At 73.2% G+C, this 21630-nt stretch carries 11 protein-coding genes; 5 read left to right on the forward strand and 6 right to left on the reverse strand.

What is annotated here, in order from left to right:
• Window positions 1-47: 47 nt before the first annotated feature.
• Window positions 48-836, reverse strand: a complete 789-nt coding sequence (locus tag AC0NZQ_RS06635) for a response regulator transcription factor (protein ID WP_474528887.1) — start codon at window positions 834-836, stop codon at window positions 48-50.
• Between the two features lie 190 nt (window positions 837-1026).
• Between AC0NZQ_RS06635 and AC0NZQ_RS06640 the strand changes: the two genes are divergently transcribed.
• The 4 genes from AC0NZQ_RS06640 to AC0NZQ_RS06655 all read left to right on the forward strand — a co-directional run bounded on the left by AC0NZQ_RS06640 (window position 1027) and on the right by AC0NZQ_RS06655 (window position 4746).
• Window positions 1027-1341 (forward strand): phosphopantetheine-binding protein, encoded by a 315-nt coding sequence (locus AC0NZQ_RS06640; RefSeq protein ID WP_474528888.1) that lies wholly within the window; start codon window positions 1027-1029, stop codon window positions 1339-1341.
• 92 nt (window positions 1342-1433) lie between these two features.
• Window positions 1434-2540 (forward strand): LLM class flavin-dependent oxidoreductase, encoded by a 1107-nt coding sequence (locus AC0NZQ_RS06645; RefSeq protein ID WP_474528889.1) that lies wholly within the window; start codon window positions 1434-1436, stop codon window positions 2538-2540.
• Between the two features lie 11 nt (window positions 2541-2551).
• Window positions 2552-3703 carry an N-methyl-L-tryptophan oxidase gene (solA, locus tag AC0NZQ_RS06650; RefSeq protein ID WP_474528890.1) on the forward strand — a complete coding sequence of 384 codons (1152 nt, stop codon included), beginning with the start codon at window positions 2552-2554 and terminating at the stop codon, window positions 3701-3703.
• Window positions 3704-3735: 32 nt separating this feature from the next.
• The gene (locus tag AC0NZQ_RS06655; RefSeq protein WP_474528891.1) at window positions 3736-4746 is read left to right on the forward strand and encodes an AfsR/SARP family transcriptional regulator; all 1011 of its coding nucleotides are present in this window, start codon (window positions 3736-3738) and stop codon (window positions 4744-4746) included.
• Window positions 4747-4755: 9 nt separating this feature from the next.
• Here AC0NZQ_RS06655 and AC0NZQ_RS06660 read toward each other — a convergent pair whose 3' ends face one another.
• The 5 genes from AC0NZQ_RS06660 to AC0NZQ_RS06680 are packed head-to-tail and all read right to left on the reverse strand — an operon-like array spanning window position 4756 to window position 21426.
• The gene (locus AC0NZQ_RS06660) at window positions 4756-6417 is read right to left on the reverse strand and encodes an ABC-F family ATP-binding cassette domain-containing protein (RefSeq protein WP_474528892.1); all 1662 of its coding nucleotides are present in this window, start codon (window positions 6415-6417) and stop codon (window positions 4756-4758) included.
• Window positions 6414-7193, reverse strand: coding sequence for a thioesterase II family protein (locus AC0NZQ_RS06665; RefSeq protein ID WP_474528894.1), 780 nt, complete (start codon window positions 7191-7193; stop codon window positions 6414-6416). Before AC0NZQ_RS06665 ends, AC0NZQ_RS06660 begins: the two co-directional genes overlap by 4 nt.
• Window positions 7190-8059, reverse strand: coding sequence for an ACP S-malonyltransferase (locus AC0NZQ_RS06670; RefSeq protein WP_474528895.1), 870 nt, complete (start codon window positions 8057-8059; stop codon window positions 7190-7192). The genes AC0NZQ_RS06665 and AC0NZQ_RS06670 overlap by 4 nt, the downstream gene beginning before the upstream one ends.
• The gene (locus AC0NZQ_RS06675) at window positions 8056-15459 is read right to left on the reverse strand and encodes an amino acid adenylation domain-containing protein (protein ID WP_474528896.1); all 7404 of its coding nucleotides are present in this window, start codon (window positions 15457-15459) and stop codon (window positions 8056-8058) included. Before AC0NZQ_RS06675 ends, AC0NZQ_RS06670 begins: the two co-directional genes overlap by 4 nt.
• Before the next feature lie 42 nt (window positions 15460-15501).
• Entirely contained in the window at window positions 15502-21426 is a 5925-nt protein-coding gene (locus AC0NZQ_RS06680; RefSeq protein WP_474528898.1) for an SDR family NAD(P)-dependent oxidoreductase, read from the reverse strand.
• Between AC0NZQ_RS06680 and AC0NZQ_RS06685 the strand changes: the two genes are divergently transcribed.
• Window positions 21404-21595 carry a hypothetical protein gene (locus AC0NZQ_RS06685; RefSeq protein WP_474528899.1) on the forward strand — a complete coding sequence of 64 codons (192 nt, stop codon included), beginning with the start codon at window positions 21404-21406 and terminating at the stop codon, window positions 21593-21595. The two genes, AC0NZQ_RS06680 and AC0NZQ_RS06685, sit on opposite strands and share 23 nt — an antisense overlap.
• Window positions 21596-21630: the final 35 nt, after the last annotated feature.

Consider the following 21630-nt stretch of genomic DNA (forward strand, 5'->3'; position numbering starts at 1 on the left):
TCGCTGCGGGTCGTCGCTGCGCGCGGTCGCTGCGGCGGTCCGGGCGCTCAGCGCAGGCCGGACTCGTAGGCGTGGATGACGGCGTGGACGCGGTTGGGCAGGTCCAGCTTGTGCAGCACGCTGCGGACATGGGACTTCACCGTGTGCTCGGACACGGTGAGCTCGGCGGCGATGCCGGCGTTGCTCAGGCCGCTCGCGATCCCGACGAGCACCTCCCGCTCGCGGTCGGTGAGCGCCGCGATCGAGGCGCCGGTGGTGACCCGCCGTGCGGCCGTGCCGGCGGCTGCGGCTGGCCGGGTCTCGTCCTCGTCCGCAACCGCGACGGCTGCCTCGGGGCCGACGTCGGGGTCGATGTCGTCGCGCAGCACCCGGTAGCCGGAGCTGGCCAGCTCGATGGCGGCTGCGAGCTGCGCGCCGGCCACGCTGGCCGGGAGCAGACCGTGGACGCAGTGCCGGTCGTCGGGGCGTGCGTCGCCGCCCACGACGACGATGCGGGGGATCGGGTCGAGGTGCTCGATCATCAGGCGTGCCTGCTGCACCAGCGCCGCGTCGTGCAGCACCAGCACGTCCGGTGCGCTGCTCAGCAGCTCGGCTTGGGCCCGCGGCTCGATCTCACCGTCGCCGACGACCTCGACGGTTGCCGCTCCGGCGAGCATCGCCCGCATGCCGGTGCGCACCAGAGCGTCGTGGGCCAGCACGAAAACCCGCGTCACCGAGCCGGCGACGGCGGGACGGAGCGGCGTCGGAGCAGGCCCGTCGAGCGAGGTCGCCGACGGTGCCGGGGGGAGCAGACGGATGTCGGTCCGGAGCGTCCGGACGTTGCTGGAACGGTCCACGAAGCACCTCACTGCACTGGGGAGTCATCGGCAGGGTAAGGGCCCGCGGGTGGCGTCCAATACTGATTCCTAGTGGGCCTCAAGTGCGTTTCAAGCGGACTTCTACTGCGTCCTCAGTAATGCACACAATTGCCGAGGGAATCGCGGCCGACGGGGTGTTCTGACGCAATTTCCTGCTAATTTCCGAGCCATGTCCGACCATGACCGAACACCAGGACCGAACCGTGGCAATGAGGGCACGGACGAGGACTTCGGGGTGCAGCGGCTCCGCGAGGTCGTGGCCCGAAGCATGCGTCGATCGGTCGCCGAGCTGCCCGGTGACGACGAGGACCTCATCGATCACGGCGCCCATTCCCTCACGGTCATGCACGTCGTCTCGGCCGCCGCCGAGCACGGGATCCGGCTCGAGGAGAAGGACCTCTGGCTCGACCCCACGCTGGCCGGCTGGTGGCGATGTGTCCAGGACGGCCGGGAACTCGGACGGGACGCCGTCGGGTCGAGCTGACAACTTCTGGTGACGATTGCCGCAACGACAGATCGTTGAGCGCCGAAACATATTCGGACGGTCAACCCACTCGAGCGACCTCTGGAGGGTCCATGGAATTCGGCGTCAATTTCTTTCCGGTTGTCGATCCTGCGCGCCTGAGTGCCGACCGTTACTACGCGCAAGCCCTCGAGCTGGCCGCGGACGCCGACCGGTTGGGGTTCGAGCACGTCCAGATCGTCGAACACTTCGGATCGCCCTACGGGGGGTACAGCCCGGACCCGATCGCCTTCCTGAGCGCCGTGGCGGCGCGGACGACTCGGATCCGCGTCACCACCGGCGCAGTCATCGCGGCCTTCGCTCAGCCGATCCAGCTCGCGGCCTCCCTGGCGATGCTGGACAACCTCTCGGGTGGTCGCCTGGACGTCGGCTTCGGCCGCGCGTTCCTGCCCACGGAGTTCGAGGCGTTCGGCGTCTCTCTCGATTCCAGTCGCTCCCGCTTCGACGAAGGCATCGAGGCGTGCGTGGCGCTGTGGACCGGCCGTGATGTCGTTTTCGAGGGAGAGCACCACCGCTTCGGCCCGTTTACCAGCTATCCGCGCCCGCTGCAGCAGCCGCACCCACCGATCTTCGTCGCCTCGGCCACGAGCCCGGAGTCCTGTGCGGCGGCAGGTCGTGCCGGTCACCACCTGCAGGTCGTCCCGTCGGTGACCTCTCGGGAGGGACTGACCGCGATGATCGCCGGCTATCGGGCGGCTCGCGCCGAAGCCGGGCACGACGGGCCGGGCCGCATCCAGGTCAAGTACACCTGCTACCTGGGCGAGGACGCCGAGGTCGTGCTGTCCGACGCCCGGGAGAACGAGCACAACTACGTCGCCCGGATGGCTGACGCGGTGGCCGGCTGGGCCACCGCGCGCAGCGCTGCGTACCCCGGATACGAGAAATTCGTGGACAAGGTCAAGACCTACGACTTCGATCGGTCGCTGGCCGAGCGCAAGGTGCTCGCCGGCACCGTCGAGGACGTCGCCGGGCAGATCGGGGAGATCAGGGACTGGTATGGCTCCGACATCTGCCTGAGCCTGCAGTTCAATCCCGGTCATCTGCCGCATCACCGCGCCCGCCGCGCCATGGAGCTCTTCGCCTCGGAGGTCGCGCCGCGGTTCTCCGGCTCGATGTCAGGCTCCGTCACCGGCGCCGCGCTCGGTGCCGGCGTCGCCTGAACGGTCCGACGATGACGGCCTCTCACTTCCACGCCGATGTCGCCGTCGTCGGCCTCGGCGCCTGGGGCGCGTGCGCGCTGTGGCGGCTCGCCGAGGCCGGGGTCTCGGTGATCGGCATCGAGCGCTACGGGTTGGGCAACGTCCATGGATCGTCGTACGGCGGCACCCGGATGTTCCGCACGGCCTGCCTGGAACACCCCGATCTCGTACCGATGGCGCAGCGTTCGGCGCAGCTGTGGCGTGAACTCGAGCGGCGCACCGGTGTCGAGCTGATGGTCGGCAGTGGTGCTGCGCTCATCGGCCCGCCTGACGGAGCGATCGTCGGGGGAGCCCTCGCCGCGGCCCGCACCCACGACCTGGACTACCGGCTGCTCGACGCCCCGAGGCTTGCCGCGGCCATGCCCGCCCATGCCGACGTCCCGGCCGGCCACGTCGCTCTGCTGGAGCCGCAGGCCGGCGTCGTCCGGGCCGAGGGCACCATCCACGCCGCCGTCAGCCGGGCCGTCGACCTCGGGGCGCGCGTGCTGACCGACACGCGCGTGCTCGCCTTCGACAGTGACCCTCGCGGCGTCACCCTCTCGACCGGCCTCAGCGAACTGCGGGTCCGTCAGGTCGTGCTCTGCGTCGGTCCCTGGCTGGATCAGCTCGTCGACGGGCTGGCGCTGGAGACGATCCGGATGCCGGTCACCTGGTACACCCCGGATCCCGCGGACGATCGCTTCGAGCTGGCCAGCATGCCGGTGTTCATGCGCGAGCTCGACAGCGGCGAGGTCCTCTGGGGCCACGGCCGGCTGCCGGGAAGCTCGCTGGTCAAGCTGGGACTGGAGGATGTCGGCGTCCACTTCGAGCGGGTGGTGGTCGAGGAACTCGACCGATCGATCGGACCGGCGGACTGGACGGCGTGTGCCGAGCAGACCCGTCGGCATCTGCCCGCACTGCCCGACGAGCCCGTCCGGGTATCGGTCTCGCCCTACTCCCAGACCCCGGACGGTCAGTTCCTGATCGGCCGTCCGCGCGCCGATCCGCGCGTGGTGATCGCCGGCGGCTGCTGCAGCCACGGCTTCAAGCACTCGCCCGCGGTGGGCCAGCTCGTCGCCGACCTGGTCGTCGGCCACGCCCCCGACATGCGCATCGACTTCCTCGACCCGAACCGCTTCGACTGACCGACGTCACATCCCCACAGATTGGTGGACGTATGCAGATCCGAATCCTCGGACCGATCGAGCTGCACGAGAACGGTCGGCCGGCAGTGTCGCCCAAGGGGGCCAAGCAGCGGGCGCTGCTCGGCGCGCTCGTCGTGCGGATGGGACGTCCGGTGACTGCCGGACAGCTCGTGAACGAGCTCTGGGGTGACGACCCGCCGGCCAATGCCGCCAACGCGCTGCAGGCTCACGTGGTCCGGCTGCGTCGGCTGCTGGAGACCGCGGGCGGGCCCGCCGCACCGCGGGTGCTCACCCATCCGCTCGGTTACGTGCTGCACGCCGGTCCGGAGGCCACCGACGCAGCCCGCTTCCTGCGCATGTCCTCGGAGGGACGGGCGCTGGCGCACGACGACCCCGAGCGAGCCCTGCAGGTGCTGCGCGGCGCGCTGGATCTCTGGCACGGTCCGGCCCTGGCGGGGTGCACCGGCGCCATCTGCCGGGCCGACGCGACCCAGCTCGACGAGGGTCGGTTGCAGGCCCTGGAGACGCTCTTCGACGTCAGCCTCCGGACCGGCCGGCACGCCGACGTCATCGCCGACCTGGAGGACCTCGTCGCGGCCAACCCGCTACGTGAGCGTCTCTACGACCTGCTGATGCTCGCGCTGTACCGGTCGCACCGCCAGGCCGAGGCACTCGGAATCTACGAGCGAGCCCGCGGCCATCTCAGCGGTGAGCTGGGCATGGAGCCCGGGCCGGCGCTGCGGGCCCGGCTGCGCGCCGTCCTCGAGCACGATCCCGAGCTCGACGCTCCGGTCGGATCGCCCGCGGAGCGGGGTGCGCCCGCGCGCCGGGGCCGCGTCCGCCCGTCGGTGGAGACGGCCGCCGAGAGCCCGTTCGACGCGCGGCAACCCCTCGCCGCCGAGATCGCCGACCTGCAGCGCGACCTGGGTGACCTGGCCCGGCAGCACCGCGACCTCACCCGCCGAATGGAAGCCCTGTGCCGCCTCGCCGGTCGTTCCGCCGACCTCACGGGACGCCCGGCCGACGTCGCCGTCACGGCGTGAGGTCGATCCTCAGAGGCTGATGGTGGTGCCCGCCGAGGCGCGGAACCGGCGGTCGTGGGTGACCGTCACGACCGGCCCGGCGAACTGCTCGATCGCGGCCTCCAGATCGGCGACGAGCGCCAGGCTGAGGTGATTGGTGGGTTCGTCCAGGAGCAGCACGTCCGGGCGGCCCGTCACCAGGACGGCGAGGTCCAGGCGACGGCGCTGCCCGCTGCTGAGCGACCCCACAGCGACGTCCAGGTCGGCCGGCCGGAAGAGCCCGAGTGCCAGCAGCGCCTCGCCGGCGTCGTCCTCAGCCGTACCGGTGGCGCGCGCGTACGCCGAGCGCAGCAGGCGGGTCGGGTCGTCGACGACGCTGTCCTGACGCAGCAGGCCGACCCTGACGCCCGGACGGCGCCACACCGTCCCGCGTGCGGCCGTCTCCACCCCGGCCAGCAGGCGCAGGAAGGTCGACTTACCCGAGCCGTTGGGGCCGACCACGACGATCCGGTCCCGGCCGGCCAGGGTCAGTCCGGGCAACTCGATGCCGGTGTCGGTGCGACACGGTTCGGCCACGAGCAGCGCCGCGCCGTCGGGACCTGCGTTGTCGGGACCTGCGTTGTCGGGACCTGCGTTGTCGGGACCTGCGCCGGTGACCGCGTCGGGGCCGAAGCGCAGCGGCGGGGGCGGCGCCGGCACGGGGTCGCGGTGTAGCCGGTCGATCTCGGCGCGAGCCGATCGCACGTTCCGCGCCACGGCGGCCTGCGCGCCCGCGCCCCGCATGTCGTAGTTCATCTTGGCGTTGTCGCGTCGGGGCCGGTAATCCGTGGCTGCCCGGTCGGCACCGGCCAGCCTGGTCGCCGCGTCGGCGCAGGCGGCGAGCCAGTCCCGGTGCGCCTGCTCCCAACGGCGCCGCGCGGCCCGCTGGGTCGAGAGATAGTCGCCGTACCCGCCGCCGTAGAGCGTCACGCTGCCCCGTGGGCCGTCCAGGTCGACGATTCCGGTCACCGCCGTGTCGAGCAGGTCGCGGTCGTGGCTGGCGATCAGGCACGGGCCGCGGAAGCCGGCGATCCACCGCCCCAGCCAGTCGACCGCGTCGTCGTCGAGGTGGTTGGTGGGCTCGTCGAGCAGCAGGGCGCCGGGTTCGCCGAGCAGCAGGACGGCCAGGGCCAGGCGCGCCCGCTCGCCGCCGGAGAACCGGTCGACGGGCCGGTCGGTGGGGAGTCCGCCGAGCCCGAGCACGTCGAGCACCTCGGCGACCCGCGCCTCGAAGTGCCACCCACCCCGGTCGGCGAACTCCTCCTGGACCTGGCCGTACTCGTCGGTCAGCGCCGACAGCTCGGCGCCGTCGGCCGTGGCCATCGACTGCTCGAGCTCGCGCATCCGGTCGGCCAGCCGATCGACACCGCGACGCGCGTGGGCGAGGGCCTCGGCGAAGGTCCAGTCGGCAGGGAAGGACGGCTCCTGCGGCAGGTACCCGATCTCGGCCTCGTCTAGAGCGACGTGCACCGTGCCCGAGTCGGGCGGCTCCACCCCGGCCAGCGTGGCGAGGAGGGTTGACTTGCCCACGCCGTTCTCGCCGATCAGGCCGAGACGTTCGCCGGCCGAGACGGTCAGCGTCACCCCGTTCAGGACGGTTCGGGTGCCGCGGACCCGGACGAGGTCCTCGACTCGGAGATGACGTGCGGTCACCGGCGGCTACCCGGCGACGTCGCCGACAGGGCGTGGCGGATCTTCTCGACCATCGCCGCCACCACCTCACCGGGGCGGGACTGGAAATAGAAGTGGTCCCCGTCGTAGAGGTGGGCGCCCTGCCAGCGGGTTGCGTGCTGTTCCCAGTCGAGCAGCCGGTCGACCGGCACCACGATGTCGCGGGTACCGCCGAAGACCGAGAGCGGGACAGGGACGGGTCCGGCGTCCGGGCGCGGGCGCCACGACTCGACCACCCGCAGGTCGGCCCGGATCAGCGGAGCCAGCATGTCCCACAGGTCGGGGTCGTCGAGCACGACCGCAGGAGTCCCTCCCATCCGGTGCAGGTGGTCGCGCAGGTCGGCATCCGGCAGCCGCCATCGCTCGGTGCCCTCACCCTGCGCGCGTGGCGCTCCCCGCGCCGAGAGCCCGAGCCACACCGGCGTCGGCAGACCCTCCCGCGCCAGCCGCGCGGTCAGCTCGTGGGCTATGAGGCCGCCCATGCTGTGTCCGATGAAGGCGAACGGTCGCGTCGCCGACAGCAGCACCTCGTCCCGGAACACGTCCACCAACTCGTCGGCGTCCCGGCAGGAGGGCAGGTCTGCGAGGCGGCCGCGGCCGGGAGCGTCGAGCAGGACGATCTCCCAGTCGGCGGGGAAGTGTCGGGGCCAGTCCCGGAAAGTGAGGTGGGACCCGCCGGCGTGGTGGAAGACGAAGACCCGCAGGGTGGGGTCGGTGACGGGGCGAGGCACCGTGGCGGTGCCGGGGACGCGGGTCATGCCGCTGCTCCGATGCTGCGTTCACGCCGGATCTGTCGCAGGAGCCCGGCCAGTACCCGGCTCGTGCCGATCTCGACGAAGTCGGTGTCGGGGTCGTCGTCCAGCAGACGCGCGACGGTGCGGTGCCATAGCACCGGGTGGTCGATCTGCTCGACGAGGAGGTCGGCGGTGGTCGCCGGGGTGTACGTGTCGCCCGTGCGATTCGCCAGCACCGGGATGGTGGGCGTCGCGAAGCCGGTCGCGCGGATCGTCGGCTCCACCGCGCGAGCTGCGGGGGCCATCAGCGTCGAGTGGAACGGCCCGCTGACCGCGAGGCGGCGGACCATCCGCGCCCCCGCGTCCTCGAGGATCTGGGTCACGTCGTCGAGGTCCTCGCCGGGACCGGCCAGCACGATCTGCGTCGCGGTGTTGAGGTTGGCCGGCTCGAGCGTGCCGAAGCCGGCTCGCAGCAGCAGGAAGCGAAGCGTCGACTCCGGCATCCCGATCACCGCGCTCATCCCGCCACCGGTGATCGCGGCCATCGCTGCCGCTCGGGCCGCCACGAGGCGCAGTCCATCGCCGAACCCGAAGACCCCGGCAGCCTCCAGCGCGTTGTACTCGCCCAGACTGTGGCCCACGGCGACGTCGGCGACCAACCCGTCTTCCCGTGCGGCCCGGAAGGCCAGCGCGTTGACGACGTACATCGCCGGCTGCGTCCACCGGGTGTCGTCGAGCCGGTCGTCGGGGTCGTCGATGCAGAGCCGCGCAATGTCGTCACCGAGAATGGCGTCGGCCTCGGCGACGAGCTCGGGGAAGCGACCGAAGAGGTCGGCGCCCATGCCACGCTGCTGCGCGCCCTGGCCGGGGAACATCACGACGCACGTCATCGCACGGTCCCTTCGGAAGGGAAGGCGGTCGCGGCGAGTTCAGCGAGATCGTCGACGGTGAAGAAGCTTTCCATGGGTATGCGTCGTCCTCCCGAGGCGGCGACTTGGGTCGTGATGTGCAGCAGCTGCCGGCTGTCGATGCCGAGATCGAGCAGGTTCTGCCGGGGCGACAGGCTGGTCGCGGGGATGCTGGCGACCTCGGCCACGACGGTGGCCAGTCGGTCGAAGGGTGTCGACTCGGTGGCAGTCTCGGTGGCGGACTCGGTGTCTGCTCCCGTGGCCGATGACGGGGTGACGGTGTGGTCCGCAGGGCGAGTGTCGGCCGCCGCGACGGCGCCGTCGAGGGCCACTGCCACCGTCGCCACCGGGACCGCCGGCAGCGAGACTCGTTGCGCCCGGCCGGAGGTCTGTTCCGGCCAGGCGACCTCCTCCCCGGCCAGCCAGCGTTCCGCGGTCGCATGCTCGGCGGGGTCAGGGGTCAGGGTGGTCGCGTCCGGTGCCGTTGTCCGGCCGGTCCGCAGCGCCTGCGCGAGGCCGCGCAACCGGTCGGTGGCACCGGCGCGGTCGGTGACCACGATGGCCCGCACGGACCGGTCGACGCGACCGTGGCGCAGGGTGTCGGCGACCGCGTCCAGGCCGAGGTCCGGACGCCGGCCGAGCGTCTCGGCGAGCCGGTCGGCATAGCGGGCGAGCAGCTCGCCGGTATCGGCGGAGAGAGCCAGCACTCGCACGCTGCCGGTGTCGGCGGGCGGTGGCGGTGGCGCCTCGACCACGAGACTGCCGCACGAGCCGCCCCCGGCCACCCCGTTGACGAGGGCTCGGCGCGGTCGGCCGTCGGCCGTGCGCCATCCGGTCCGGCCGTCAGCGAGGGCGGCTCGCCGATCGGTGAGGGCCGGGTTGACCGGACCGGTCAGGCGCGTCGGGTACGGGGTGTCGCGGCGGAACTGCGCGATCACCTTCCCCAGCTGGGCGAAGACCGACGCTGCCTCCAGATGACCGGTGCCGGGCTTGACCGAACCGACGGGCAGCGGTGTGTCGTCCCGCTCGTCAACGAGGCGCGCGACAGCGGCGTATTCGAGCGCATCGCCGAGGCCGGCCCCGGCCGCAGCAGCCTCGACGTAGCCGATGTCGACCGGTGCCAGGCCCGCGTCGGCGATGGCGGCGCGCATCACCTGCTCGAGGCCTGCCGGGTCCGGGATGCCGAATGTGCGAGTCCGTCCGGAGTGCGCCAGCGCACCGCCTCGCAGCACCGCATGGATGGGGTCGCCGTCGCGCCGGGCGGCGTCGAGCGGCTTGAGCAGCACGGCTCCGACGCCCTCGCCGACGAGCCACCCGCTCGCCTGCGCGGTGAAGGCGCAGGAGTCGGGGTCGTCGGCGAGCAGGCCCATCCGGGCGAGCACGTCCAGGTGGTCGGCGTGCAGCACCAGGTTCGCCCCGGCCGCGACGGCGAGGTCACAGGAACCCGAGCGCAGTGCGGCCATCGCGGCCTCGACGGCGGCCAGGCCGGAGACGCAGCCGGAGTCGAGCACGGTGCTGGGTCCGGTGAGGCCGAACCGGTGCGACACCCGGTGCGCCAGGCCGGCCCGGGTGGCGAAGGTGCCCGGCCGTCCGGCCGCCCGCGCGTCGACGCCGTGCTGTGCGTGGTCGTGCCACATGGTTCCGGCGAAGACGCCGACCCGGCCTCCGGCGGCGAGCTGGGCGGGGGTCATGGCGGCATCGTCGAGGCAGCGGCGCACGACCCCGACGAGCAGCCGCTCCTGCGGGTCGACGGCGACGGCGTCCGGGGCCGAGAGCGCGAGGGTGTCGAGTTCGGTGCGCCCGGCATCGGCCAGGTAACCGCCGATGCGGCACCCGGCCGGACCGTCCATGGGCACGGGAAGCCCGCGGTCGGCCGGTATGGGGCCGATCGCCGTCCCGGCCGCTGCGAGCAGAGCGTCCAGGGCGTCGAGGTCGTCGGCACCGGGCAGATCCGCGGCGTAACCGATGATCGCGACCGCTCGCTCGTCGACCGCGGCGACTTCCGGTTCGGTGGCGATCGCGGGCTCGGTGGCGATCGCTGCACCGGAGGCGAGGGTGGCGAGGGACGCGCGACGCTCGAGGGTGGCGCCATCCAGCGCTCCGCCCCACAGCGAGAGCAGCAGCTCCTGGTCCGGTTGCAGGTCGAAGCGGTCCCGAACAGCATCGAAGTTCATCTCGCCGATCGCGCACGTGCCGAGGCCGAGGCCGGGGGCCCGCGTCGCGAGGAGCTGGGCGAGCTGGCCGGCCTCGATCAGCGCGAAGCGCTCGGCATTGGCCTGGCCGTAGACCGGGGCGATGGCCGACGGCGTCGAGACCAGGAAGATTGCGAAGGCGCTCGCCTCGACCAGGCCGCGGTTGTGGAACACGTGCTGCTCGGTGTCGAGACCGAGCTCGCCGTCGACCTCCACGAGCGTGCGTCCGGCGGGGTCGACGTAGTACAGACCGCCGGCCAGATCCGTCACCGCGCCGGGACGGACGCAGACGTAGACCTGGACGGGGTACAGGCCGCCGGCCGATCCGTACCGCCGCTTCGGAGCGTCGAGACGGCCCCACGTCACGGTGGCGAGCAGGTCCAGCAGTGGTCCCGCGTCCATCGGCGCTTCGGCGAACGTCCGGAAGGATGTCGCATCGAAGAGTTCGAGCGGATCGTCCCCGGCGACGGCGGGCAGCGCCTGTCGGCGGCGATCGACTGGCAGGATGCGCTCGGCGTGGCGGGCGGCTTTGAACGCGGCCTTGGCCTCGGGGTCGAAGGCGATGCGGACATCGGGGCCGGTGGTGGCCGGCGCGGCGCGGCCGGCCACCGGTGCCGCCGTCGCATCGGCGCTCCTTCCGGCCGTCGGGTCGGGCACCGATGTCGGCATCGGGTCGGCCGTGGACGTGCAGGCGGCGGCGATGTGCCGAGGAGTCGGTGAGGAGAGCAGGACGTCGACGGGTACGGCCGTCCCGAGGCGTTCGTCGATCAGCTGCGCCAGCCGGATCATCGAGAACGAGGTGGCACCGAGATCGAAGAGGTCGGCGTCGAGATCGACGGTGTCGAGCCCGATGACCTCGGCGGCGATCGCGGCGACGGCGGTGGGGTTCGGTTCGGCGACGGCGGTCGGGTTCGGTTTGGTGACGGGTGTCGGGTCTGGTTCGGCGACGGCCACGTCGCGGCCGACCGGGAGGGGGCTCGGCCCGGGGGCCGGGCTCTCCGCACGGGGCCTGGTGGGCGACGGCGTGGCGAGCAGCGCGGCGGCGGCGCGGTCGAGCTTGCCGTTGGGGTTCAGCGGCAAGCGGTCGACGACGACCGACCGGGACGGCACGAGTGCGGCCGGCAGGTGCCGGGCCGCGACGCGCCGGAGGTCGGCCAGCGTCGGCGTGGCGGCACCGGGCGAGACGGTCAGCACCGCGGCGAGCTCCCGCTCGTCGGTGTCCGGATCGGTCACGACAACGACGGCTGCGCCGGTGACCCCGGGCACTCCGTCCAGGGCGGCCTCGATCTCCTGCGGCTCGACGCGCATGCCCCGCACCTTGACCTGATCGTCGTTGCGGCCGAGGTAACGCAGCAGCCCGTCGGCGTCGAGGCGACCGAGGTCACCGGTGCGGTAGAGGCGCGGCGACGGTTCGTCGTCCCACGGCGAGGCGATGAACTTCTCCGCGGTGAGCTCGGGACGGTGGTGATACCCGAGCGCGACCTGCACGCCGGCGATGACGATCTCGCCGGTCTCTCCGGGCTCGACCCGACGCAGGTCGTCGTCCACGAGATGGATGCGGGTGTTGGCGACCGGTGTCCCGATCGGCAGCGTGCTCTCGGTCCAGTCCCGGCGACAGGTCCACCGGGTGACGTCCACGGCGGCCTCGGTGGGGCCGTAGAGGTTGTGGAGCTCGACCGCGGACGGCATGACGGCGAAGAACCGGTGCATGGTCTTCGCCGGCAACGCCTCGCCGCTGGCGAAGACGTGACGCAGGCTGGTGCATGCCGCGCTGAGGGGTTCGCGCACGAACAGGTCGAGCATCGACGGCACGAAGTGCATGACACTGACCCGCTCGTCGCGGACGAGGGTCGCGAGGTAGGCAGGGTCCTGGTGTCCGCCCGGCCGCGCCACGACGATGGCCGCCCCGGTGAGCAGCGGCCAGAAGAATTCCCAGACCGAGACGTCGAAGGAGCACGGGGTCTTCTGGACGATCCGGTCGCCGGGGGCGACGGGGAATTCGTCCTGCATCCACCGCAGCCGGTTGACCACCCCGGCGTGGGTGTTGCGGCAACCCTTGGGACGTCCGGACGTGCCGGAGGTATAGATCGTGTAGACGGGGTCCTGCCCGCCGGCGGGGGAGTCCGGCGGCGTGGCCGGCCGGTGCTCCAGCTCGGCCCGGACGGCCGGATCGTCCAGGCACAGGACGGCGCAGCCGGCCGGGGCGAGCCCGGCGTGGCCCCGGTCGGTGACCAGCACCCGTGCTTCGCTGTCGGCGAGCAGGAAGCCGACCCGGTCCGCAGGCGCGGAGACGTCGACCGGGACGTAGGGCAGGCCGGCGCGGACGGCGGCCACCAGCGCGTGCACCAGGGTGTCGCCGCGTTCGAGGAGCACCGCGACGTGCCCGCCGGACGGTCCGGCGAGCTCGCGCAGGCGATGGGCTATACGCGCGGTGCGCTCGTCCAACTCGCGGTAGGTCGTCGTGGTGCCGCCCGCGATCAGTGCCTCCTCGTCGGCGTGCCGGGTGAAGGACGCGGTGAGTGACGCGCCGAGGGAGTCCCCGGCGTCGGCATCGGGGTCGACATCGGCGTCGATGCCGTCGGCATCAACGAATTCGCGCACGGTTGCGCAATAATCGGCGAAGTTCTGCTCCAACCAGGACGGGTCCACCGCGCCGTCGAGGGCGTCCCACTGAGCGATGAGCCGGTCGCCGTCGAGCATCGGCACGTGGTCCAGAGCGACGCCGACGGTCTGCGACTGGCTGTCGAGCAGCCGCACCTCGCCCATGGCGAGTCCGGGGTCGAGTTCGGCGACCCGGGTGAAGACCACCGGCAGCGCGAACTCGCCACGTTCGCGCATGATCCTGCGACGCAGCTCGGGCAGACCGGGGACGACCGCGCCGCGGTCGAGCTGGGCGCGGACGCGGGACCACAGTTCGCGAGCCCGGGCAGCGAAGTCGACGGGCAGGGTGGCGTCGACGGTGACCCACGCCAGGCCGGTGAAGTCGGCCACCATGCCGGCTGCGCCGGGAACGTCGTCCGGACGATCCCAGGAGACCACGGTGACGGTGTAGTCGTCGGCAGCGAGAGTGCTCACCCGGTCGGTGTAGGCGGTCAGCAGCACCATGTCCGCAGGGACGCCGATGGCGGCCGCCCTGTCCACGAGCGCGCGCCACGACCCGATGTCGGCCCGGCGGTGGACGCGCTGTCGGCCGATGCCGGTCGTGGCCAGGGCCGGCCCGGCCGGCAGGATGTCGAACTGCGCGCGCCACTGCTGCCGGGCGAGCCGGAGCCGCTGCTCGTCGCCGCCGGCTGCGGCGCCGCGGGCCACGAGGTGGGCGCGCGGGTCGGCCGACGGTTCGAGGGGCACGTCCGCCCCGCGCAGCAGGGCGAATAGCTGGCCGAGCAGCATCGCGTAGCTACGAGCATCGGCCAGCAGCGCGTCGAGCAGTACCGACAGCACGGCCGTGCCGTCGGCGAGCAGGGCCAGCTCCAGGCGATGCAGCGGAGCGGACCCGAGGGCCGGCGCGGTGGCCTGCAGCCGTCCTCTGGCTTCGGCCGCAACGCCAGCCGCGTCGGCCGGCTGCTCGCGCAGGTCGCGCACCGTCACACCGGCGTCCGGGACGCACGAATCGTCCACCCGCAGCGTGCCGTCGGGATCGACGGTCGCGCGCAGCATCGGGTGATGCCGGACCAGGCGGGCCCAGTGCGCGCGGAATTGCTCCGGGTCGACCCGGGGCAGCAGGAACTGCTGACACACGCTGGAACTCTCGCCCTGCGTCACGCGGCCGACGAGGTAGGCGGTCTGGATCGCGGTGAGCGGCAGATGGCAAGGCGCGGCCGGCAGGGTCGGCGGCAGGGTCGGCTCCGGGCCCGCCAGCGGGGTGGACAGGGCCGTGTCCGGGTCGCGGGCGAGGGCGGTGAGCAGGGCGTGGACGCGGTCGGCGACGGCCTCGACGAGGTCGGGTTCGACGGTGTCGACGCGGTGGTCCCAGCTCAGGTGCAGGGCGCCGTCGCGTTCCTGCGCGCAGATCTCGAGGTGGACGGCGGCGGTCCGGGTCGCCGACGCGGCGAGGTCGACGTGCTGCGCCCAGTTAGCGGGGTCACCGTCGTGGTGGTCGGCGATGCTGCCCAGCAGGCTGGTGAAGACGGTGCGCGGCTGGGCCGCAGCGGCCGACCGCGTTCGCCGGCGGTGGTCCCGCAGGACCCGCACGCCGCTGACGTCGCCGTGTTCGAGGTCGCTCCACAACCGGTCCTGGATGGTGGCGAGCCGTTCGCTCAGGTCACCGGTCGTCCGGGGGGCCAGGTAGACCGACGTGGAGATCATGGGCCCGACGAGCCGGGGGACGTCCGGATGCACCGGCTGGCGGTTGTAGGTCGTGAGGATGACGGGCAGCACGTCCGGCAGCGGTGTGGCGCGCCGGGTCGTCTCGACGTCCAGGACACCGGTCGTGAGCGCCAGCAGCAGCGCCGAGGGGGTGGCACCGGCACGGCGGGCGGTGCGCGAGACTGCCGCCCAGTCGCCGGCGGCGAGCGTCGTCACCTGCCGCGCGTACGCCGGAGGGACGGCGGTGGCGTCGCCGTCGTGTCCGGCGGGACGCAGTGCGGCATCGAGGTCTGCGTCTGCCAGCGCGTCGCGCCAGTACGCGACCGACCGGGGGCTCGGTGCAACGGTCGTGCGCTCCAGGTACTGCGGGAAATCGACGCCGGGCGCGACCGGGGCTTGTCCGGTGCGGTAGGCGCCGTACCAGTCCTGCAGCAGCACCGACACGCTGGGACCGTCGGCGATCAACTCGCTGACGTCGAGCAGCACCCGGTCGCGGCCCGAGGGCAGCGCGACGGCGCGCACCGCGAAGAGGGGCCAGCGGAACGGATCGAGGTCGGCGGCCCCGCGCGCTCGCAGCTCGGCCAGCGCGGCCGTCACCTCGTGCGGCTCGGCGTGACCGAGGTCGAGCCACTCGATGTGCTGCTCCGGGACCTGCGGCTGGATGACCTGCAGTCCGTCGACGGTGATGCGCGCGCGCAGCATGTCGGTGGTGGTGAGCACCGCGTTCCAGGCCCGGTCCAGCCGCGCCCGGTCCAGGCGGTCGACCTCGAACTCGAGGTGGACGTGGGTGCTTCCCGCGCTGCCGTCCGAGACCCGGGCGACGAGCAGGGCCTGCTGGATCTCGCTCAACTCGAACGGGGTGCCGGCTTCGGTACGTGTCGTCACGAGCTGCTCCTCCTGCGGTGGGGCGGGACACGGGGAACGAGGTCACACATGGGTCGCCACCTCCTTCGAACCGGCCAGCTGGCGGGCGAGTTCGGCGACGCTGGCCTCGCTCAGCCTGCGCAGCGGGATGGTCGTCCCGTAGCGCTCGCCGATCTGGAACCGAAGATTCATCAGATTGATCGAGTCGATGCCGAGGTCGAGCAGCCCGGTCTCGGTGTCGACCGCGTCCGTGCCCGCGGCCACCAGGTCGGCGACGAGGCCGGACAGCTCGGCCAGCAGCTCCCCGGCGGTGGGGTCGACCGCGGGGTCGACAGCGGGGTCGACAGCGGGGTCGACAGCGCGGGCGGTACCGGGGTCGGTATCGCGGGCGGCATCGCGGGCAGTGTCGGGCGGGCACGGGCGCTGCGGGACGGGGGGCGTCGTCTGCTGCGGCTGTGGCGGCAGGTGCCGGGCCGGGTGACCCACCAGCGCGGGCGCAGGAGCGACGATGGGGGGCTCGGCAGCGCGACCGAGCCAGAAGCGGCGGCGCAGGAAGGCGCTGGTGGCGACCGGGATCATCCGTCCGGGGAGGGCCGGCCCGCCGATGTCCAGACCGCTGACCCACAGCGCGGCAAGCTGGTGCAGGCGCCCACCGGCCCAGAGGCTGGCGAGGAACCGGTCGGTCTCGGCCAGGCCGGCGAGCGAGCGCGCCGGTCCGACCTCGCCCCCGACGGACCCGACGTGGACGCTCTCGCCGGCGGCGTCGTCGCGCACGAAGGCGGTGAGTCCGGCGGTGAGGTCGGCGATGTCGGAGGCGACGACCGCGAGCCGGTGGTCGGCGTGCCGACGACCGGTACGGAGACTGTGGGCGAGGTCGGCCAGGGACGGGGACGGGTCTCGCCGCAGCGAGTCGACCAGCCGATCGGCGCTGGCGACCAGGTGGGGTCGGCTGGGGGCGGAGAGCAGCACGAGCTGCGGGCCGGTCGGACCCGTCGGGGCTGTCGGGGCTGTCGTCGGGGTGAACTCCTCGACGATCACGTGCGCGTTCACTCCGCCCGCGCCGAAGCTGCTGATTCCCGCACGACGCGGCAAGGGCGTGCCGTCGGTGTCGTGCAGCACCGGCCACTCGCGGACCGATGCGGGGAGGACGAAGCGCGTGGCGGCGAGGTCGAGCAGCGGGTTGACCGGGTCGGCGTGGAGCGTCGGGGCGATGACACGGTGGCGCAGCTGGAGGATCACCTTGGTGAGGGCCGCCAGACCGGCCACCGATTCGCCGTGCCCGATCAGCGACTTGACCGAACCGAGCGCACACGGCGTGCCGGTGTCGCCGTAGGCCGCACGCAGCGCGGCGACCTCGACCGGATCCCCGAGCTCGGTGCCCGTCCCGTGCGCCTCGACGTAGGTGACGGTGCCGGGGTCGACCTCGGACCGGGCCAGCGCCCGGCGCAGCACGGCCGCCTGCGCGGTCGTGCTGGGGGCGGTGAAGGCCGTCGAGCGTCCGCCGTGGGAGACGGCGCTGCCCCGGATGACGGCGTGGACGGTGTCGCCGTCGGCCAGCGCACGATCCAGGGCTTTGACGACCACGGCGCCGACGCCCTCACCGGGGCCGAAGCCGCCGCCGCCGGTGCCGAAGCTGCGGCACCGGCCGTCCGGGGCGAGGAAGCCGGAACGGGCGAGCATGTGCAGCCGTGAGGGGTGGAGGTAGAGGTTGACCGCGCCCACCAGCGCGGCCGCGCACTCGCCCCGCCGCAGCGCGTCCACTGCGAGGTGCAGCGCGACCAGCGACGAGGAGCACGCGGTGTCGACGGGCTGGCTCGGTCCCCGCAGATCCAGCAGGTACGACAACCGGTTGGGCAGGCTCCAGTACTGCCCGCTGGGGACGTCGCGGTCGCCCGCGTGCCAGCGTTGCGCTCCCAGCAGCTGGTAGTCGCTCGCCGTGACGGCCGCGAAGACCCCGACGCTGCGGGCGACACCGTCCTCGGAGCGCAGGTGGTCGAGCCGCTCGCCGGTGCAGCCGGCGTCCTCCAGCGCCTGCCAGGCCGTCTCGAGGAAGAGTCGCTCCTGCGGGTCGAGCAGCGTGGCGTCGCGGGTCGGGAACCCGAAGAAGTCGGGGTCGAAGGCGTCGACATCGTCCAGGAAGTGGCCGTCGGCGTGGACGGTGCCGTCCTCCCATCGGTCGGCGGGCAGGGCGCTCACGGTGTCGACGCCACGACTCACGTTGTCCCAGAACGCGTCGAGGTCCGGGGCCTGCGGGTAGCGGCCGCTCAACCCCACGATCGCGAAGGCCTCCGCAGACGACCCCGCCGGGGTGACGCTCCGCTGCTGCGTCCTCACGCTGGCCGCCGATCTCGGCGCCGGTGTCGGCGCCGGTGTCAGCGGCGCGGCTCGCAGTGGGGTCGTTGCGGGGGCCGGCGTCTCGGCGACGGCGAGGCTCTGTTCCGGCGCCGCGTCAGCGGTCGCGAGCAGATGATCGACGACGTCGCCCAGGTGTCCGGCCCCGAAGAGCACCTCCGGGCCGACTGGTCCCAGCGCGGCGCTGAGCCGGGCGGACACGGTACGGATCATCAGCGAGTCCAGGCCGAGGTCGGCGAGCGAGTGCTCGTCACGGATGGTCTGCACCGGACGTCCCACCGCCTCGGCGACCGTCGCCCTGACGCGGGCCACCACGGCCGCCCGGTCCTGCCCCGGTGACGCGCCCGGTGCAGGTGCCCCCGACGCCTCGGAGGCTCCCGGTGCCGTGGTCGGGGCTGCGACGAGCCTGGCATCCGGTGCGTCGGGAGCGAGCAGGTGGTGAGCTGCCAGATGGGCCTGCCAGCGCTGCCGATCGCCGACGAAGATCGAGACGATCGGGTCGGTCGTGGCGTCGTCGGCCAGCAGGTTCTCCAGCAGGTCGAGGGCGGTGTCGGCCGGCAGCGGTCGCATCCCGGTCGTCTCCGAGACGACGGTGAGCACGGGTTCGGGCACCGTCATCCCCGGCACGTCCCAGAGCGGCCACTGCACCGAGAGGGTGCGTCCGTGGCGCCGTCCGGCCGCGACCTCACCGGCCCGTTGCGCGGCGAGACCGTCGAGGTGGGCGTTGGCAAAGGCGTAGTCGGACTGCCCCAGGTTGCCGGTCACCGCGGCGACCGACGAGAAGAGGACGAAGCTGTCCAGCTCGAGATCCGCGGTGGCGCGGTCCAGGGCCCGGGCACCGGCCGTCTTCGCCGCCAGCACCGCGCGGACGTCGGCCGGGTCCTTGCGGATCAGATACGAGTCCCGGATCACCCCGGCGGCGTGATAGACGCGGTTCAGGGTGCCTTCGACGGCCACCACATCGGCGACCAGGGCCTCCGCCGCGGCGGGATCGGTGATGTCGGCGACGGTGTAGCGCGTGCCGGGTAGCCGGTCGAGCTCGTCACGCACATCGCTGGGGAGCCGGTCGTGCGGCGTCCGGCCGCAGAGCACGACCGAGTCGCCGCCGTACGCGAGCCGCCGTGCCAGTGCCCGGCCGACACCACCGGCCCCGCCGGTCACCAGGTGGACCAGCGGTGCGGGCCGAGGGCGAGCCGCGGGAGGCCGCGGTGCAGCGGAGACGGTGGCGCGCAGCCGGCCGGGGCCGCGCAGGTCGACGAGATGGCCGTGTTCGGCGGCGGTCGCCGCGAGTTCCGCCGCGAGCGCGGCGCCACACCGGGAGTCATCGCGGCCCACGAGCGCGGCCCGCCCGGTGAGCCGCGGGTTCTCCTGACGCAGCGACTGCACCAGCGCCCCGCCGGCCCGGGCCGAAACGGCGTCGTCGGTGACGAGGACGAGGTGCAGACGCCGGTCGGACAGCGCGCGCAGCATCGCCCGCAGGACGCCGAACAGCTGCGCGCCGTCCTCGTCGGCGGCCGGCACGGCGACGAGTGCGGTGAGCCTGTCGGCGCCGGCCGCGACGGCATCGGCGACGGCACTGCCCGCAGCCGCTGCGTCGCGCACGGCGACCGCGCCGGCAGGTGCGATGCCGTCCAGCACGCCGGCCGGGCCGTACACGAGCGTCGCCGCGGCGGCAGGGGCCGGGACGGGCGGCAGCGGGGCGGCGATCCAGTCCGGACGCTGCAGCACGAGGTCCTCGGCCGGGAGCGTGGACTGCGGTGCCGGTGCCGGTGCCGGTGCCGGTGTCGGTGCCGGTGCCGGTGTCGGTGCCGGTGTCGGTGCATCGGGCGTCGTGACCCAGTGGCGGTCCCGGCCGAAGGCGTAGCCGGGCAGGGAGAGCCGGCGGTGCGGGCCGCCGGGCGCGACAGTCTCCCAGTCGAGGTCCACGCCCTGGACATAGAGCTGTCCCAGCGCGCGCAGCTCGGCGACGGACGGCTCTTCGGTGAGCGAGGCCGCCAGGCGGGTGGCCAGCTCCTGCTGCGCGGCACGCAGCGCCCGTGACGGTGCCTCGGTGTGGGTGGCTCGGCCCGGAGCAGCCTCGCCGAGGCGCCTGGGGTCGGCTGCACCGGCGGCGAGCAGATCCAACGACTCCAGCAATTCCGCGCCGGTGGTGACGAGCAACGCGACCCGGATGCGGTGGTGGTCGCGCGCGCAGCCCAACGTGTGCGCGATCGCGGCCAGGTCGATGGCGGTGCCGGGACGCCGCAACCGGCGGGCCAGTTCCCTGGCCCGATCCGCCACTGCCGCCGGCGCCCGGCCGGAGAGCGCGATCAGCACGGGACGCTCCGGTGCCTGCTCGGCGGTGGTCGGCGGTGCCTGCTCGATCACGACCACGGCGTTGCTGCCGCTGAAGCCGAAGGAGCTGACGGTGGCCCGCAGACCGCGCCCGGCGGGGCGGGCGAGCTCCTCGCATCCGGTGGCGATCCGGAGCGGGCCGGCATCCAGGTCGAGGCGGGGGTTGAGGCGCTGGACATGCAGCGAGGGCGGCACTGTGCCGGTCTCCACCACGCTGATGGCTTTGAGCAGACCGGCGAGCCCGGCCGCGGCCGAGGTGTGCCCGATGTTGCCCTTGACTGAGCCGATGGGCAGCGTCCCGCGCGCCCGGCCGGCGGCGAAGACCCGGTTCAGCGCGTCGATCTCGATGGGGTCACCCAGCGGCGTCCCGGTGCCGTGGCACTCGACGTAGTCGATCGAGGCAGGGTCGATGCCGTGGCGATGCAGCGTCGACGCCAACAGGTCGGCCTGGGCGTGCACGTTGGGGGCGGTGATGCCGTTGGTGCGTCCGTCCTGGTTGATGCCGGACGCGCGGACGACGGCATGGACGGGATCGCCGTCGCGCAGCGCGGCCGCCAGGGGTTTCAGCACGACGGCCGCGCACCCCTCACCGGGGACGATGCCGTCGGCCGCGGCGTCGAACGGCCGGCATCGCCCGGTGGGCGACAGCATGCCGGCCCGGCTCATGTACACGTGCGGCAGCTCGGTCAGGTAGAGCGTGACGCCGCCGACGACCATGAGGTCCGCATCGCCCAGTCGCAGCGCCTGGCAGGCCAGGTGCAGGGCGGTCAGCGACGACGAGCAAGCGGTGTCCAGCGTCGCCACCGGGCCCCGCAGGTCGAGCTGGTAGGCGATGCGGGCCGCCAGCATGGAGTTCGAGTTGCCCTGCATGACCTGCGGCAGTCGAGCGAACATGCTGTGCCGCTCGATGACGTCGCGGTAGTCGTTCATCATCACGCCCGCATAGACGCCGCACCGGGCGCGGGCGAGCTGCGAGGGGCGCAGCCCGGCGTGCTCGAGGGCTCGCCATGCCTGCTCGAGGAACAGCCGGGCCTGCGGGTCGGTGAGCTCGGCCTCGCGCGGGTTCATGCCGAAGAACTCGGCGTCGAAGCAGTCGGCGTCGTCGACGAACGCACCCCATTTGGAGACCGACCTGCCCTCGGCAGCCGGGTTCGCGTCGTAGTGCTCGGTGACGTTCCACCGAGAGGGCGGTACCTCGGTGACGGTGTCGGTGCCGGCCAGCAGCATTGCCCGGAATGCCTCGGCGTCGTCGGCCTGCGGGAACCGGGAGCTGTAGCCGATGATCGCGATCGGCATCGTCATGGGCATCGTGGCGGGATCGCTCTTCGCGGCCGACTCGGCCGCGGGTTCGAGTGCCGGGGCAGAGGCCGGTGTCGAGGCCGGTGTCGAGGCCGGTGTCGAGGCCGGTGTCGAGGCCTGCGTCGCGGCCTGTGCCGTGGTCGGTGCCGGGGTCGGTGCCGAGGTGCGGTGACGCGCGAGGGCGAGCAGGGTCGTCGCATCGTCGCG

It is taken from the genome of Jatrophihabitans sp. sgz311053 (genome assembly GCF_056135305.1).

Coding starts and splice junctions, on each gene's coding strand:
- AC0NZQ_RS06640 (WP_474528888.1), top strand. CDS start 1,027: ATGTCCGACCATGACCGAACACCAGGACCGAACCGTGGCAATGAGGGC.
- AC0NZQ_RS06645 (WP_474528889.1), top strand. CDS start 1,434: ATGGAATTCGGCGTCAATTTCTTTCCGGTTGTCGATCCTGCGCGCCTG.
- solA (WP_474528890.1), top strand. CDS start 2,552: ATGACGGCCTCTCACTTCCACGCCGATGTCGCCGTCGTCGGCCTCGGC.
- AC0NZQ_RS06655 (WP_474528891.1), top strand. CDS start 3,736: ATGCAGATCCGAATCCTCGGACCGATCGAGCTGCACGAGAACGGTCGG.
- AC0NZQ_RS06665 (WP_474528894.1), bottom strand. CDS start 7,193: ATGACCCGCGTCCCCGGCACCGCCACGGTGCCTCGCCCCGTCACCGAC.
- AC0NZQ_RS06670 (WP_474528895.1), bottom strand. CDS start 8,059: ATGACGTGCGTCGTGATGTTCCCCGGCCAGGGCGCGCAGCAGCGTGGC.
- AC0NZQ_RS06685 (WP_474528899.1), top strand. CDS start 21,404: ATGATCGCGATCGGCATCGTCATGGGCATCGTGGCGGGATCGCTCTTC.
- AC0NZQ_RS06680 (WP_474528898.1), bottom strand. CDS start 21,426: ATGACGATGCCGATCGCGATCATCGGCTACAGCTCCCGGTTCCCGCAG.